Consider the following 15736-nt stretch of genomic DNA (forward strand, 5'->3'; position numbering starts at 1 on the left):
GCATCCCACGCCCCGAACGGCTACGGACCAAAGAGCTACGGACCGAACGGCTACGAGGTCGACTGCACCTGGCTCCCCATCCAGCGCCCGAGCGACTCGAACGTGGAGTAGATCGTTGGCACAATGACCAGCGTAAGGAAGAGCGCAAAAATCAGCCCGCCGATAATGGATGTGCCCATGGGCCCCCAGAACTGCGTGTTCTCTGAACCCAGCTGGAAGGCCGGATCCAGCTCAGACAGCAGTCCCACGAAGTCAACGTTCAGTCCGAACGTGAGCGGGATGAGCGCCAGAATCGTCGTCATCGCGGTAAGCAGCACCGGCCGCAGCCGGTCTACGCCGCCCTTGATAATGGAGTCCTGGTCGCTGAGCCCCTGGTTGCGTAGCTGCTGGATGTAATCGAGCAGCACGATGTTGTTGTTCACCAGAATACCAAACAGGCTGATAATCCCGATGAAGACCATCAGGCTAAACGGCGTCTGGCTAAGCACCAGCGTAAAGACCACACCCACCTGACTGAGCCCAATGGCGAGGAGCACGATGATAGGTGCCGAGAGAGAGTTAAACTTGGCAACGGTTACGAGGAAGATGAGCATGGTGCCGGCCGCCAACGCCAGCACCAAGAACCCGAAGGCCTCGTCCTGGTCTTCCTGCTCGCCGGTGTACTGCATGGTGTAGCCCTCCGGAAGCTCCTCAGCACGGAAATCGGCCAGGTAATCCTGTACGCGCGCCAGCACCTCTTGTCCGGAGTAGCCTGGCGCATTCTGTCCTTCGATCACCGCCACGCGGTTCAGGTTCAGCCGCGTGATAGAGCCAAGCCCTTCGCCATCGGCAAAGTCGGCCACGTTGGCCAGCGGAATCATATCGCCTGTGGTTGGCGACATGATGCGCAGGTTCTCCAGGCTTTCGAGACTGGCGCGGTCTTCAGGGGCAAGCCGGACCGTAATGTCGTAGTCGTCTTCGTCTTCGCGATAGATGCTCGACTCAATCCCGTTGATAGCGGTACGCACCGTCTCACCGATCTGCCCGGTGCTGAGTCCGTAGCGCGCCGCCTCTTGGCGATCGACCACGATGCTCCGCTCCGGACGTGCCAGTTCCAGATTGTCCTGAATATCTACGAGTCCGCTGAGCGTGCCTTCGCTTACGCCCTGGGCGAGCAGGCGCTGCACCTCGTTCGAAAGCTCGGCGATTGTGTCGAAGTCGGGCCCCGAGATCTCGATGTTCACTGGCGGCCCCGTTGGCGGTCCAATGTCGTCGCGCTGGATATCGAGGATAATGTCGGGCAACGTACCGGCGATGGCCTGGCGCACCCGGGCCAGGGTCTGCCGGCTCGACTCGGCACGGTTGGCGTAGTCGCGCAGGTTAAACGTGATACGTGAGAGCTCGGACCGCGGCTGCCCGCCGCCAAACTCGCCACCGCCGGATACGCCCACATTGGTCAGCATCGTTTCGGTATTGGCGAAGACCCGCTCGTCTTCGTTGAGCAGCTGAACGAGCGTTTCTTCGGCCTGCCGCGTAGTGGCCTCGCTGGCGTATACGTTGGTACCCAGTGGCGCCTCCATCACCACACGCACCTGGTTCGGATCGGTCTCAGGGAAGAACTCGCCGCCGGGGTTCGCGAGTGCGAATACAGCGAAGATCGCAAATGCGGTACCCATAAATCCATTGAGCATAACAGCGCGGTTATCGGACAGCAGCCGGGGTGCCGGAAGCACAGCACCGAGCGCTCCGAGTGCAGCAATGACCAGTGGCAGCCCGAGTACGGCAACAAACGCTGCAGGCGGCACCGGACGCTGCACCAGCGTGGTAAGTCCCATTAGCAGCGCAAACAGGGCGGCGAGCCCGAGTCCGGCCCGCACAGAGAGCATCCCGCCCCGCATCACCCCGAACACGGAGTGCACAACCACGCCGAGCACGCCCACCAGCATGAGCACCGTTGCCGGGACGAACAAGATCAGCCCCGCAACAGAAAGACGGGCTTCTTCTGTAATCGGCACAGAGAGGTCAGCGCCGGCAGTGAGTCCGGCAACGATGCCGCCGACTATGGCAAGCAGCGCTCCAGCCGAGAGGCTACCCAGGGCCAGCATATTTTTGAGGTGAGCACGCGGCGCGTTGTAGTTGCGCTGCATGGTCCATGTTAGCAGCGTACGGTGCTCGTCGAGCAGGCGGGGAAGCAACTGCTCCATGAAGCGCTCCGAGATGGGCTGGAAGGCATATATGAAGATGCCATACGCTATCGGTATTGCAATGGCGAGCACCAGCAGCGTCTGCCAGCTGGCCAGCGCCAGCGTAAGAGCGCCCAGGGCGACGCCCCCCAGCACCAGGTACCACCCGGTACGAGACAGGCCCGGCCCCTTCGGCGTGGTATCGGCACGCCCGAAGATAGCCATCGTGGCTGGGCTGATGAACACCGCTACGAAGAGCGAGGCCAGTAGCGAGATAATAAGTGTAAGCGGCAGAAAGCCCATGAACTCGCCGATGATGCCGGGCCAGAACAGCAGCGGCGCAAAGGTGAGCGAGGTAGTGAGCGTAGCAACGGTAATAGAACCTGCAAACTCGGCTGCGCCCTGCCGGGCCGCCTCAATCGGCCCCATCTCTTCCTCATCCATGAGCCGGTAGATATTCTCTACGATCACAATCGCATTGTCGACCAGGATGCCGAGAGCCACGATCAGCGTAAAGAGCACAATGAAGTTCAGGGTAACGCCCATAACCTGAAGCACCATAAACGAGACGAACATGGAGAGCGGTACCGCAATGGCGACCAGGGTAGCGTTGCGCACACCCAGAAAGAACAGCAATACCAGAACGACGAAGATCAGTCCGCTAATGATGTTGTTCTCCAGATCAGAGATCAGGTCGCGTACGTTCTCGCTCTCATCGCCTGTAATCACCCAGGTGGTGCCGCTGGGAAACGCGAACCCTTCGAGCGCATCGACCACGCCGTCGACCGTTTCAAGAATGTTTTCGCCGGCCTGCTGCTTCACCTCAAGGCTGATCACCTGGTCGCTGTCTTCCCAGGCTTCGTTAACGCGATACGATTCGTCAGGCTGTTCGATCTGAACCTGTCGCAGCCGTGCAAATGATTCGCGGTCTTTAAAACTAAAGTCCACATCGGCTACGTCGCGGATGTAGACCGGCGTTTCGTCGGGGGCAGTGATCACGAAGTCCTCGATCTCGCGCGGCTCGTCGATCTCGCCATCTATGCGCACGAGGTAGTTCAGACGGTCTACATCGATCGACCCGCCCGGCACGTTTACGTTCTCGCGCTGAATGGCCGACACGATGTCGTTGTACGTGAGGTTGTAGCCATGAAGCGCGTTCAGGTCTACGTTGACGCGCACCTCGCGCTCGATATCACCGATCAGATCTACCTCAAGCACGCCGGGCACAGCCTCCAGCTCATCCTGCAGGTTTTCGGCAACTCGCTGCAGTCGCGCAATCGGATAGTCAGCGCCCAGGTTGATCGTCATAATCGGGAAGTCCGACAGGTCGATCTCGTCTACGATTGGGTCTTCGGCATCGCTGGGCAGGTCGTTGCGAGCGCGGTCGACCTCGTCGCGCACCCGCTGGTACGCATCGGTTGTTGACGTGCCCGGCAGGAATTCAACAAAGACGATTGAGAAGCCCTCAGCCGACACTGACCGGATCTCGTCGATGCCCTCCAGCCCCTGTATCTCGCGCTCAATGGTCTGGGTAACAAGCGGCTCAACATCGGCCGGACTCGCACCCGGGTAGATGGTCTGTACGGTGATGATCGGAATTTCGATGTCGGGATTGGCCTCTTTCGGGATCGTGAGGTAGCTGGTAAGCCCACCCGCTACGATAATCACGACGAGCACCATGACAGCGGTGCGGAAGGAGACGGAAAGATCGCTGATATGCATGAAAGCAGTGTATTAAAGCGCAGAAAGAACGCCGGAAAGCTCCGTTGAGCGTGTTGGGGGGGTATCTTACCGGGTGTCGGCCACCGGTCGGCGCGTGGACGCAGGGTCGAGCATGGCGTCGTCGAGCGAGGCATGCCGCTGCATGATACGGGGGCGGTCGCCCTCCGCTACGTTGCTCTGGCCCGTAACGACGACCAACTCGCCAGCGGAAAGGCCGTCAAGAACTGCCGTGCGCCCTTGCGAGGTGGGCCCCATGCGGATAAGGCGGCTTTCGATACGGGGTTCGTCGCTGTCCGCATCCACCACCACATACATACGGTACCCGTCTTCGTCGCGCTCAATGGCCCGGCGCGGCACCACAACCACATCATCGAGCTGCTGGCGCGGCATGAGCACACGGCCTACCATGTCCGGATGCAGCTGCCGATCGCCATTTGTAAGCTCCACCTCTACGTTGAACGTGCGGCTGCGTGCGTCGACAGTGCGCCCTACAAAACGGATGCTACCCTGCAGCACAGCATCGCCAAGAGCCCGAAAACGCACGTCAACCGATGCATCGGGATCGATGTCGTTGATGTAGCGCTCTGGAACGCCAACCTGTAGGTACATCCGTTCGGTGCTTACCATACGAAGCACAGGCATGCCGGGCGAGAGCTGTTCACCGGTTTTGGCAAAGTGCTGTTCGACAGTGCCGGCAAAGGGCGCGCGTACCGTCGTGTTGTTGAGCTGATCTTGCGCCTGTTCGACCGCGGCCTCCGCCTGGTCAACCTGCGCTTCGGCCTGGTCGAGCTGCGAGCGTACGTTCTCGAACTCAATCGCGCTGATCACCGAGTCGCGGTAGAGCGGCTCTTGGCGATTAAAGTTGTCCTGTGCAAGTTCATATGCGGAGCGGGCGGTGCGCAGCTGCGCTTCGGCCTGTCGAACCGCTGTACGCGCCTGGGTCGGGTCGATGCGCGCCACAACCGCACCGGCTCCCACCGTCGTGCCCAGTGCCTGGCGCGACTGCAGTGTGCCTGCCGCCTGGGCCGAGAGGGTGGCATCGTCGTCGGTGTCAAGCGTCCCTGTAAGATCAAGGCGATCGCGAAACGTCTGCAGCTCGGTTTCGAGCACATCGACCGGCACGCCCTGATCTTCGGGCTCGATCAGATCGTCGCCGGTGCAGCCGGTCCATAGAACGAGCGCGGCAAGCAGCGCGAAAAGCGGTAGTCTTCTTGGCATGGTTAGCAGATAAAGTAGTGGCATGGTAGAGTCACAGTGCTGTAAGCAGGGGGCAGGCGTAGCGAACGCAGAGCCAGAATCGGCCCTTTAGCAGTTAAAATTGGAATGTCGCATCAGGCGTTGCACGTATAGGACGCCCGATCGCCGTTTCAAGCGCGCTGAGCGCACGCACGTAATCAAAGGCCGCCTGCAGCCGGTTGAGGCGCGCCTGGTCAAGCTGCTGCGACGCCTCTCGTTCTTCGATGGGCCGGGCCACTCCTTCACGAAGACGCTGCTGCGCAAACTCGTAATTGAGATCGGCCCGGTCTACGTTCTCCGTCTGGCTCTGGAGGCGGTCTTGCGCAGCGCGCAGGGTGCGGAGCGCCTGCTCTACCTCCAGCTTGACACCTTCACGAGCCTGCTCCCGCTCTATACGAGCCTGCTCCACCGCAATGGAGCGCTGCTGCACCTGACGGCGCGTCTGATTGCCGTCAAAGATATTCCAGCTAAAGCGGATGCCGACGTTCACCGCCGGGTCCCAGTACGCGTCGTCGAAAAAGCCCCGCGTTTCCTGCTCGAAGGCAAACGGATCGGCAGGATCTGAGATGGTTGTTGTACGGTTGTCGGGCACCGCCCCGATGTAGTTTGCGCTCGCAAATGCACTCACGGTAGGGAGCAGCCCCCCACGCGTGATGTTGCGGTCGATCTCGCGCAGCTCTACGGCGATGCGGGCCTGCTCCAGATCTGGGCGATGCCGCGTGGCCTCCTCTACCGCCTGCGCGATGGTGAGCGTACCGATGATCTCTGGCTCAGGCGGCGCGTCGAGATCATCCGTAAGAACAATACGCGTATCGATGGGGATGCCCATTGTGTTCTTCAGCGCGTTCACTGCCAGCTCGGCCTGGTTCTCGGCATTGGTGAGCTCGGCACGCAGGTTCGAGACCTGCACCTCGGCGCTCAAGCGGTCGAACTTGGGGGCCGTGCCCTGTTCAACGGATCGCTCGGCATCGCGCAGCGTCTGCTCAGCGCGCTCTACGCTCTGCCGCGTAACACGGGCGCTCTCCGCAGCCAGCACTGCCTGGTAGTAAGCTTCGCGCACCTCATCGATCAGCAGCTGCTCTTGCCGGTCGGTGCCGCGCTCATTGATCTCGCGCAGCCGCGAAGCGCCCCGGATCGCCGAGAACGCAGAGGAGCTAAAGAGCACTTGTGAGATGGTGACCCCCGCTTCAAACTGATTGGGAACGGCAAACGGGTTGCCGCTGTCGTCGGGCGTAATCCCGGCATCGCGCAGTCCCTGACGCTGCAGTTCCTCGAACTCGGGAAACGAGAGCGGCTCGGTTGTCGGGTCGCCATCGGTGCGAGCGCGCTCGTTGAACGAGAGCCAGTCCAGGAACCCGAGCGACTGAAACAGCCCCCCCGCTTCGCTTCCCGCAAACGGATTGGGGGATCGCACATTGCGCGTGTAATTGCTGTTCAGCGTCACGCTCGGAAAAACCTCCCCCCAGGCCTCGCGCACCTGAAGCTCTGCCTCGTCAGCGTCGAGACGTGTACTGCGAAGGGTATAGTTGTTGACCAGTGCAATCTGCACGGCTTCATCCAGCGAGAGCATGGCGGGCACCTCGTCGTCGCGGTCGGGCGCTGGTGCCACTTCCACGGAGGGGTCCTGAGCGACATCCTGTAAGGCGTCTTGCTGGGCACTCGCAGACTGCCCCCATACAGGCACGACAGCAGCTCCCCATATCAGCGCAGCGATGCATGCAACAGCAGTTCCAGGTAGATTCGAAGAGGAGGTCATGAAACGTTGAGAGAATGCAGTAAGAGAACCGTTGTGCAGAAGACGCCGCGCTACCATACTAAGAACCTGTTCTGAGGCGCAGCGGTGGTATCGCAGATCATGCGTCACGGATGGCAATGCCGTCGAACAGCATCGCCGTTAGAAAATCGGCGGCTTGCTCAGGCTCCTGCAAGATCGTGTCGTGTTCGCACGCAGAAGACGGTGCATGATGGTTGGTCACCGCCCGATGCACGATGAGGCTATCTACATTTTCGATGAGCATATGCGCTACCGAGTACAATGGCAGATCACGGATTGCCCCCTGGTCTACTGCCTGCTCAAGCGCCGGGAGCAGTGCATCCACAATGCGTGCTCGCTGTCGTTGAAAGTACGCGACCTTCTCATCGTCGTGGCTAAAGCACATCCGATAGGCTTCTTTGATGAGGATCACGAAGAGATCCTCACGCTCCTGGTAGAACGTGATGGCACGTGTGGCCATGTCGTGATAACACGTACGCAGCGAACGCTCATGGCAGGCTCCGGCAAAGCTCGACGTGACCAGGTCGTGGATCTCGTCGTAGACCGTGTCGAGCACAGCAAACAGAATTTCTTCTTTGCCGCCCTCGAAGTAGTTGTAGAGGGTGCCCTTCCCAAATTCAGCACGCTCTGCAATCTCGTCGAGCGTAGCGTGGGTGTATCCCTTCTGTGCAAAAACCACCTCGGCTGCCCGCAGCATGGCCTCGCGGCGCATCTGGCGCTCACGCTCGCGGCGCGACAGTGAAGAATCAGTATCGGATGCCATTGACGTCTTGTTCGGTATGTGACTTGAAAGTCATCTTGTGAATGGTAAGTCACTTCTTAACACAATAGTTGAGCAGGTTTGATGAACGAACCGCCAATCAAGCATGAAATGGTTAGATAGTTGCACTCTCGGGCGCGTTGCGTAGTAGGAAGCGTGGTGACGTAGCGCCCCTGCCCCAGCCCAAAGCTCCAAATGACACTGTATCATGTCTCTTTTGGCGCATAGACTGTCGCCTGCGGCGAACGGGGCGTTCTCCCAACGTTGTGCGTAGCTGTGTGCATTAGTCGGTACGGGATGCGTCAAGGTCGTACAGCGTGCGGTCATACAATACGTATCATGAAGGTAGATCGCGGTGAATGGTGCCGTGCCTGTTGCACGCGCTCCTTAATGCGCCTCGCCTTCTATTCCCCCCAAGGTACTTTTGCTATGAACACGCTCTTTCCTTCGTACATTCGTTCTGGCTTACAACGCCAGCCCCTTTCCTTCGCTCGCCTACGACCGCACGCACGCTATCTCCCATTGGTGCTGCTATTCGGTGTACTCGGCATGGCGTTAACGCTTGCGCCGGACACAGCACAGGCACAGACGCCTCGTACGGTTGCGCCCTCTGTGCAAGATGTGCGCGTCCACATCCAGCGCGGAACCGATGTCGTGCAGCCCCCCAGCCTGTGGTATCAGGAGGGTCTTTCTGAGCCCGACAGCCTCGGCATCATTCGTATCCCCCGGGGTCCACGCGAGCCTGGTTCAATTACGTTTCGAGATTCACGGGGTGGGTTCGATGCAAACCTGCAACATGCCACACTCACGCGCGACAGCGAGATTGTAGAAGTGATCATTCCCGAGTCTGTACTGCGCGGTGAGCGGTCGGCCCGGTTCATCGTGCGTCCCCCCGACGACGATTTCTATGACGTGGCTTACCCCACCGGCACCACCTCGATTGAAGAAATTCCGGGAGAGCAGACCGTAATCGATGTGTACGACTGGTACCATGCCTCAGATACGCGCGTGCTGGCTCAGGTGAACGCCAGCGAGATGCCCGGTGACATCTTTGCAAGCACCGAACTCGCATACGGCGAAGACGACCGCCCTCGCATGGAGCTTCCGCTCACGCGAACCGTGCAGGGTGTGCTGCAGAGCACAGCCCCGGGTGGAGAGCGCGTCCGGTTCTACCTCACGATCCGCAAGGAGGCCCCCATTGCGCGCCTCGCTCCCCGTTCGATGACCATGTTCCAACCGGTCTCGCTCGACCGATCGCTCCCGCCCATAACCCGCCAGCAGTTCGTCTATCGCGACCGTCCGCGCTCGGCACGCATGGAGTGGATCACCCGCGTCGGGTTTACCGCCGGGCCAAACCGGGCCACGCTCCCACGCAACCAAAATCAGGATTACCGGGCACAGCGTATTCGCGGCGACATCCAAACACAGATGCGCTGGCATACCAGCGATGACCTCTGGCTGCAGATTGGTCTTCTGGCTGCCACACAGCCAACCCTGGGCCTCAACGACCAGAATCACCACGACGTGCCGTACGGACTGCAAGCCGCCACGCGCATCGGAAACCGGAACGGGTTTCTTATCATGGCTGATGCTGTGCTTGAGGACTCCCCGTTCCAGCAGCAGAACATGAGCAAGAGCGACCAGCGCTTGCGGATGCTCATGGGCCTCGATGTGGAAGGCGCACACGGCTCGTATCGGATTCTCGCCGGCCCCACGTACTTTCGGGATCAGCCCGCTATCTTCGAAACGCGTACCGACGACACTCGCCAGCTGGGCATCGGTGCCCTGGCCAATTGGGTGCGTCCGTTCGACCTCGGCTCAGCGCCGCTTGTGGCCGACCTGTGGGTGCGCGGCGACCGCAGCTGGGGATTCATTACCGACTCGGGAAGTGCTAACACCAGCGGCATGACGCGACTGGCCCTGCGCTACCACTTCGAGCTCGGCGTGTCTTCGCTCGAAATAGGCCCCGTGCTTCTGGGACAGTATCACCAGACCACCTTCGAAACACGTCCGGGACTAACCGACTGGAGCCTCCTGGGCGGTATCGAGCTCAAGACCAATGTGCGCTTGTTCGGCGGCATCTGACACTGATTCACTACGCTGGGACTACAGCGACTGCGGGGGATACTCGACGTAGCGTGCCACGGCAGCACGCGCATCCTGCCCACCGAGCGCTTCAATGAGCGCCAGCGCCAGATCGAGCCCCGACGCCACGCCCGCGGCGGTCCATACCGGACCGTCGCGGGTTACGCGTTTGTGGGAGAGCTGTACGTTTTTCCAGCTGCGCACCTCGTCGTGCGCGAGCCGATGCGTAGATACGGTGCGTCCGGTTAGCACCCCGGCTGCGTGCAAGATGCGCACGCCCGTGCAGACCGACGCCACGAGGCCTCCGGCGTCCAGGCAGGCTCGAACCCGCTCCAGCACGACTTCGCTTTGTGCCGCTGCACGGCTGCCGTCGCCGCCAGGCACGATGAACAGATCGGGGACGGGCGCATCCGCAAGGGCCATGTGCGGACTGATGCGTAGCCCGTGCGCTCCAAGAAACGAACTCGGCTCCACGGCCACCACCTGGCACGGCACCCCGTCTGCTTCCTGATGCCACACGTTCAGACACTCATATGGCCCAACCAGGTCGAGCTCCTCAACCGCTGGAAATCCAAGAAGGTGTATTCGCTCAACGGAAGGCTCGGCCTCATCCATGCGTACGCTCAAAATCGTCCATAAAGTCTACGAGCGCCTCTACGGCTTCGACCGGAAGGGCGTTGTACATCGACGCTCGTAGCCCTCCAACCGACCGGTGCCCCTTCAGGTTGACCAGTCCGGCTTTGGCTGCGTTTTGCAGGAACAGCGGCTCCAGCTCTTCATCATGCAGGGTAAAGACCGCATTCATCGTTGAGCGTGCTTCGGGAGCCACAATGCCTTCGTAGAAGTCCGTGCGATCAACACGCTCATAAAGCATCGACGCCTTCTGCTGGTTCAGCGTCTGCATCGCCTCAACGCCTCCCTGGTCGAGGAGCCACCGCAACACTTTCTCGACGACATAGATCGGAAAGACCGGAGGCGTGTTGAAGCGGCGCTCGGCGTGCGTACCGTAGTCGAGCATCGTAGGCAGGTGGTCTTTCCGCTGCTGTAGGAACGCGTCGTGCACCAGCACCAGCGTAACTCCCGCCGGCCCCATGTTCTTCTGCGCGCCGGCATAGATAAGCCCATACGGCTCCAGATCCATCGGGCGGCTCAGGATCTCGCTGGAAGCATCGGTCACAATAGGCACCTCCGCCTGCGGATCCCCTGAAAACTGCGTGCCGTGTACGGTATTGTTCGACGTGATATGCAGATAGGCCGCCTTGGGCGAGAGGTCCCACGTATCGCGGTCGGGGATCGTCGTAAACCCGTCGTCTTCGCTGGATGCGACCGTGCGCGCCTCCCCGATGCGTTTCGCTTCACGCAGCGCCTTCACCGACCAGCGTCCGGTTAGCACGTAGTCGGCCACGCCGTCTTCGGGCAGGAAGTTCAGTGGCACCTGATGGAATTGCATCGACGCCCCGCCCTGCAGAAAGAGAATGTGCCAGTCATCGCCCAGCCCCAACAGGCGACGCAGGTGCTGGCGTGCGCCTTCCTCGACCGCGTCGTAGGCAGCAGAGCGATGGCTAATCTCCATGATGGATGCGCCCACGTTGCGATATACCGGCAGCTCCTCGCGTACTTCCTGCAGCACAGACGTGGGCAGGGTGCCGGGTCCAGCCGAGAAGTTATACAGCCGATCGGTTCCTACTTCAGGGGACAGAGGGTTCGGGGAGGCAGCCATAGTGTTTGGAGGTCAAGCAGATGAGTGGAAATAACACACTGCTTTGCTGTACCGCCCCCGGTTGTTAATTGTGCCACCCCCCGTGCTCGATGTGTCAAAGACGTGTCAAGTGCACACGTCTCCGGCGCTTCAGGAAATAGAGCTGCATACAACAAACCCAGGAGCTGTTACTCATCCATCCTCCCATCCCTCGATTCTTCTACTCGTCCCTACTCTCCCGGTGGTTCGAACCGGACGCGGGCCGAGATGCGGTAGGAGTAGCCCAGGTCCTGCGCCGTGAGCCCGGCAAAGTCGCCAAAGCTAAAGTCGATAGCCACCTGGTTGAGGGTCAGCCCCGCGCCGACCGATGGCGTAATATCGAGCCCGATGTCCTCGCCCACCTGCACCCGGCTGATGCCTGCGCGCAGCTCCGCGACGCCGGCATATGAGAAGGCCCCGCCCAGACGCGGATGAAACGACACGTCGCCGATGTTTGGCACAAACGCCTGCTGCCCGTCGAACGCGATGTCGGTATCGAACCCGAGCGTAACGGCATGCCGTCCGACCGGCCATACCGCACCGGAGCCGAGACGCACCACCGGAAGCACCAGCGCCGTGCCGCCCGTGGGCAGATCCTGCCCGAACACTTCACTGAACGTCAGATTCTCGTCGTCGTGCGCATCAAGCGCAAATGCAGCCTCGTTGATGCTCCAGCTCTGCAGCATCGTGGACAGGTCTTGCACCGTTACGCCGAGGCGGTAGCGATCGGAGCGCCACTGCGCCCCTGCGTCGATGCTGTAGCCCCACGCATCCGCAAAGTCACCAATGGTGCGGCGGATGCCTTTGAAGTTGACTCCCACCGACCACGCCTCATCGAGCGCCCGGCTGTAGCTTACGAACAGCGCCCAGTCCGCCGCCGAAAAGGTGGTGATGAGGCTCTCGTAGTTTGGGCGCGGCTGATTTAGCACCGGATCCCAGGCGTTAAGCGTGTTCACAATATCGTTGACGCCGCTTCGGAAGAGCGACAGCCCGAGCGACGAGCGCTCGCTAATCGGAAACGCTCCGGCTCCATAGTCAAACGACACAGCCCCCGCAAAGCGCTCCACATGCATGTACGAGATCTCCGGATGCGTAAGATGGCTCAGCCCGGCCGGATTCCAGTAGCCTGCGCTGACTTCATCGGCGTGTGCCACGTAGGCCCCGCCCATGCCAAGTGCCCGCGCATCCACCCCGCCGGCCAGAAAGTCGGCGCCGTACTTGGCGATCCGCTGCGCATCCACTGCGCCCCCTCCGATGCTTCCCCATGCGAACAGCAGCGCACAGAGCCATACCCCGATTCGACCCACAGTATCTACCGGCTTAACAAGTTGAAATACGATCGTGAATCCAATGCAAACCGAACCGCTTTGTTACACACATAGCGAAGATCCACCTCGTGCACAGAGCCAACATTACAGGCATGTGGTGCTATGGGCGTCCCCCTATGCCATGAATCTCAGCCTCCGCCGCATCAACGAATTGCGTTTGGGGGATGCGAAGGCGTAGTTAAGATAACCCGTTTGTCTTTCTCTTTCCTCACTGCTTCATCATCATGGCTTACTGGATACGACACGCAACGGCCCCGGTGCTGGGTGGCCTCATTCTCCTGGCGTTGCTGCTCACCCCCTCGGTGCCGCTGCAGGCGCAAGACCTCTCGCCCGCCGACCTGGATGCGGCCTCCTCAGACGAAGGGCTTTTTACCGTTTACCAGCTTGACGATCGCATCCTCTTTGCCATTCCCGACGAGATGCTTGGGCGCGATATGGCGGTGATGAGCCGCTATGCCAAGGCGCAGGAAGGGCTTGCTGCGCGCGGGGGCGGCGACCGGATGACCTCCAACATGGTGGTACAATGGGAGCAGCGCGGCGATCACGTCTATCTGCGCACGCAGTCGTACAGCAACACGGCCGATGAGGACGACAACATCCATCTGGCCGTTCAGAACTCCAATTTTGCGCCGGTCATTGCCAGCTTTCCCGTTGAGTTTACACAAGACGGGGCCTCGGTTATCGACGTAACCGACCTGTACATGGGCGACCATCCCTCATTTTCGTTTCCGCAGCAGCGGCGCTCAGACTTAGGGGTTCGCGGGTACGACCGCGACCGTAGCTGGCTCGAGTTTACGCGTAGCTTCCCCGAAAACATCGAGATTCGGGCCGTGCGGTCGTACGATGCTACCAATCCCCCGTCCAACACGCGTGGCGGTACGATCTCGTTTGAGATCAACCACTCGATGATCCTGCTGCCCGAGGAGCCCATGATGCCGCGTCTCGCCGATGAGCGCGTCACGTATATCACCGTCACGCAGACCGACTACTCGCGCGACTTTCAGGGCGTGCGGCCCCATCAGTACTTGCGCCGCTATCGCCTGGAGCCGACTGATATGGAGGCGTTTGAGCGTGGCGAACTCGTAGAGCCGAAGGATCCGATCGTCTGGTACATCGACCCCGCCACGCCCGAAGAATGGATTCCCTATTTCAAAGAGGGCATCATGGAATGGGAGGGTGCCTTTGAAAAGGCCGGATTCAAAAACGCACTGGATGTGAGAGTGGCTCCCACCGAAGAGGAAGATCCCGAGTTTAGCCTGCTGGATGCGCGCTACAACGTGATCCGCTATGTGGCCACGCCGGTGCGCTCCGCCAACGCCGGCGGCGACGTAGTCGACCCGCGCTCGGGCGAGGTGATCCGCGGCCACATGAACATGTATGCCGGATTGGATGAGCGGCTGCGGTGGTGGCTCGTCAGCCAGGTGGCTACAGCGAACCCCGACTTTCAGACGAATGAACTCTCCGAAGCGGACATGGGCGAGGCTCTGCGCTATGTGATCTCGCACGAGATGGCGCACGCTATGGGCTTGCCCCACAACCAGCGAGCCAATTTCGTCTTCCCGGTTGACTCGCTACGTACACCCGAGTTTGTAGAACGCATGGGCCACTCAGCCTCGTCGGTTGGGCGCACGCGCTACAACTACGTAGCCCAGCCGGGCGATAACGTGCCGCCGGAACGCGAGATTGGCCTATGGGATGAGTTTGCCATTATGTGGGGATACCGGCCCATTCCCGAAGCCACCACGCCCGAAGAAGAGTTCGACACGCTCAACGAATGGATCGTGGAGCGCTCCGACGAGCCCTGGTATCGCTCGGCCTACGCCCAGTTCGGGATGGATGTGGAGTGGGACCCCTATCGCATGACCGAAGGCATCTCCGAGGATCCAGTAGAGGCTGCCAACTATGGGATGCGTAACCTGCGCACTGCGACCCAGAGCCTTATGGACTGGGTGCTCGCCCAGGGGGATGACTACTATGAACTGGAGACCCACTACCTGCAGAATCTGACACAGTGGAATCGCTATGCCGAACACGCAGCATCGGCTATTGGCGGATCGTGGACACACCACAAGCGCTACGGTGAAGGCGGGCCGGTTTATACGCCCATCGAGACCGAGTATCAGCAGAAGGCCATGGCGTTCATTGATGAGCACATCTTGAGCACGCCCGAGTGGGCCCTCGACATGGATCTGCTGCGCCGCATTGAGCACGCCGGTGCCGTAGAACGCATTCGTGCGTATCAGGAACTGGCTGTGCAGCGTCTCCTGAACCACGCGCGCCTGGCACGCATGATCGAACATGAGGCATTTCTGGGCGACGATACCTATCGTCCTGCCGACATGCTCGACGATGCCCGCATGGCCATCTGGCGCGAGGTGCAGCAGGGCGAATCGATCGATACGTATCGCCGTAACCTGCAACGAGCTTACTTGGAGCAAGCCCACTACCTGCTGCACGAGGCTGAGTCGGACCACTGGTCGCCCCCGCGCTCCGGCAACCTGCGTGTGGGGAGCAACGACGATCCACCGCTGAATGCTGACCTGCACATCAGTCAGTCGGACATGCGGCCGCTTGTGCGTGACCAGCTTGGGCTGCTCCGTGACGAGGTCGCCGATGCGCTCAACAGCGGCGTTTCGGATCGCATGACGCGCATCCATCTCGAAGACGTGCTGGAGCGCATCGACGGGACGCTGTAGACACAGTGCTTGCGACTTGCAATTAATTCCGCAGGTAATCCCGCAGGATTGATTACCTGCAATTGATTACCTGCAGATGTAGTGGTGGGGGCACCCTGATGGGTTGCCTCCACCACTTTTTGGTCTGCACCCGTTTCGTTCAATGCATTGGCTTACACCTGTAGGAATCGCGGATCGGTTACGATCTCACAGGTAATCTATTCGCATTTGGATACGGTGTCTTGTTTGTTACTCT

At 60.5% G+C, this 15736-nt stretch carries 9 protein-coding genes; 2 read left to right on the plus strand and 7 right to left on the minus strand.

Annotation, left to right across the window (positions count from 1 at the left end):
• Positions 1 to 50: 50 nt before the first annotated feature.
• The 4 genes from ACZ48V_RS13780 to ACZ48V_RS13795 all read right to left on the minus strand — a co-directional run bounded on the left by ACZ48V_RS13780 (position 51) and on the right by ACZ48V_RS13795 (position 7657).
• Positions 51 to 3884: an efflux RND transporter permease subunit gene (locus ACZ48V_RS13780; protein WP_464540027.1), complete on the minus strand. Its 3834-nt coding sequence runs from the start codon at positions 3882 to 3884 to the stop codon at positions 51 to 53.
• Between the two features lie 66 nt (positions 3885 to 3950).
• Positions 3951 to 5102 carry an efflux RND transporter periplasmic adaptor subunit gene (locus ACZ48V_RS13785; RefSeq protein ID WP_464540029.1) on the minus strand — a complete coding sequence of 384 codons (1152 nt, stop codon included), beginning with the start codon at positions 5100 to 5102 and terminating at the stop codon, positions 3951 to 3953.
• Positions 5103 to 5196: 94 nt separating this feature from the next.
• Positions 5197 to 6876 carry a TolC family protein gene (locus ACZ48V_RS13790; RefSeq protein WP_464540031.1) on the minus strand — a complete coding sequence of 560 codons (1680 nt, stop codon included), beginning with the start codon at positions 6874 to 6876 and terminating at the stop codon, positions 5197 to 5199.
• 97 nt (positions 6877 to 6973) lie between these two features.
• Entirely contained in the window at positions 6974 to 7657 is a 684-nt protein-coding gene (locus ACZ48V_RS13795) for a TetR/AcrR family transcriptional regulator (RefSeq protein ID WP_464540032.1), read from the minus strand.
• A gap of 546 nt (positions 7658 to 8203) precedes the next feature.
• Between ACZ48V_RS13795 and ACZ48V_RS13800 the strand changes: the two genes are divergently transcribed.
• Entirely contained in the window at positions 8204 to 9739 is a 1536-nt protein-coding gene (locus ACZ48V_RS13800; RefSeq protein ID WP_464540034.1) for a hypothetical protein, read from the plus strand.
• 21 nt (positions 9740 to 9760) lie between these two features.
• On the opposite strand, the gene ACZ48V_RS13805 is transcribed toward ACZ48V_RS13800, so the two are convergent.
• The 3 genes from ACZ48V_RS13805 to ACZ48V_RS13815 form a co-directional block, all read right to left on the minus strand.
• Positions 9761 to 10354: a DJ-1/PfpI family protein gene (locus ACZ48V_RS13805; RefSeq protein ID WP_464540036.1), complete on the minus strand. Its 594-nt coding sequence runs from the start codon at positions 10352 to 10354 to the stop codon at positions 9761 to 9763.
• A complete protein-coding gene (gene serC / locus ACZ48V_RS13810) occupies positions 10347 to 11459 on the minus strand; it encodes a 3-phosphoserine/phosphohydroxythreonine transaminase (protein WP_464540038.1) in 1113 nt (370 codons plus the stop codon). Before serC ends, ACZ48V_RS13805 begins: the two co-directional genes overlap by 8 nt.
• Positions 11460 to 11668: 209 nt before the next feature.
• Entirely contained in the window at positions 11669 to 12784 is a 1116-nt protein-coding gene (locus ACZ48V_RS13815) for a PorV/PorQ family protein (protein ID WP_464540040.1), read from the minus strand.
• Positions 12785 to 13029: 245 nt separating this feature from the next.
• Here ACZ48V_RS13815 and ACZ48V_RS13820 point away from each other — a divergent pair, with 245 nt between their 5' ends.
• On the plus strand, positions 13030 to 15501 hold the full coding sequence (locus tag ACZ48V_RS13820; RefSeq protein WP_464540042.1) for a zinc-dependent metalloprotease: 2472 nt from the start codon (positions 13030 to 13032) through the stop codon (positions 15499 to 15501).
• Positions 15502 to 15736 lie beyond the last annotated feature (235 nt).

This window comes from Longimonas haloalkaliphila, from assembly GCF_055379825.1.

Excerpts from the sequence above, each read along its gene's own strand:
- ACZ48V_RS13800 (WP_464540034.1), top strand. The coding sequence starts at position 8,204 with ATGGCGTTAACGCTTGCGCCGGACACAGCACAGGCACAGACGCCTCGT.
- ACZ48V_RS13790 (WP_464540031.1), bottom strand. The coding sequence starts at position 6,876 with ATGACCTCCTCTTCGAATCTACCTGGAACTGCTGTTGCATGCATCGCT.
- ACZ48V_RS13820 (WP_464540042.1), top strand. The coding sequence starts at position 13,030 with ATGGCTTACTGGATACGACACGCAACGGCCCCGGTGCTGGGTGGCCTC.
- ACZ48V_RS13805 (WP_464540036.1), bottom strand. The coding sequence starts at position 10,354 with ATGGATGAGGCCGAGCCTTCCGTTGAGCGAATACACCTTCTTGGATTT.
- serC (WP_464540038.1), bottom strand. The coding sequence starts at position 11,459 with ATGGCTGCCTCCCCGAACCCTCTGTCCCCTGAAGTAGGAACCGATCGG.
- ACZ48V_RS13785 (WP_464540029.1), bottom strand. The coding sequence starts at position 5,102 with ATGCCAAGAAGACTACCGCTTTTCGCGCTGCTTGCCGCGCTCGTTCTA.
- ACZ48V_RS13795 (WP_464540032.1), bottom strand. The coding sequence starts at position 7,657 with ATGGCATCCGATACTGATTCTTCACTGTCGCGCCGCGAGCGTGAGCGC.
- ACZ48V_RS13780 (WP_464540027.1), bottom strand. The coding sequence starts at position 3,884 with ATGCATATCAGCGATCTTTCCGTCTCCTTCCGCACCGCTGTCATGGTG.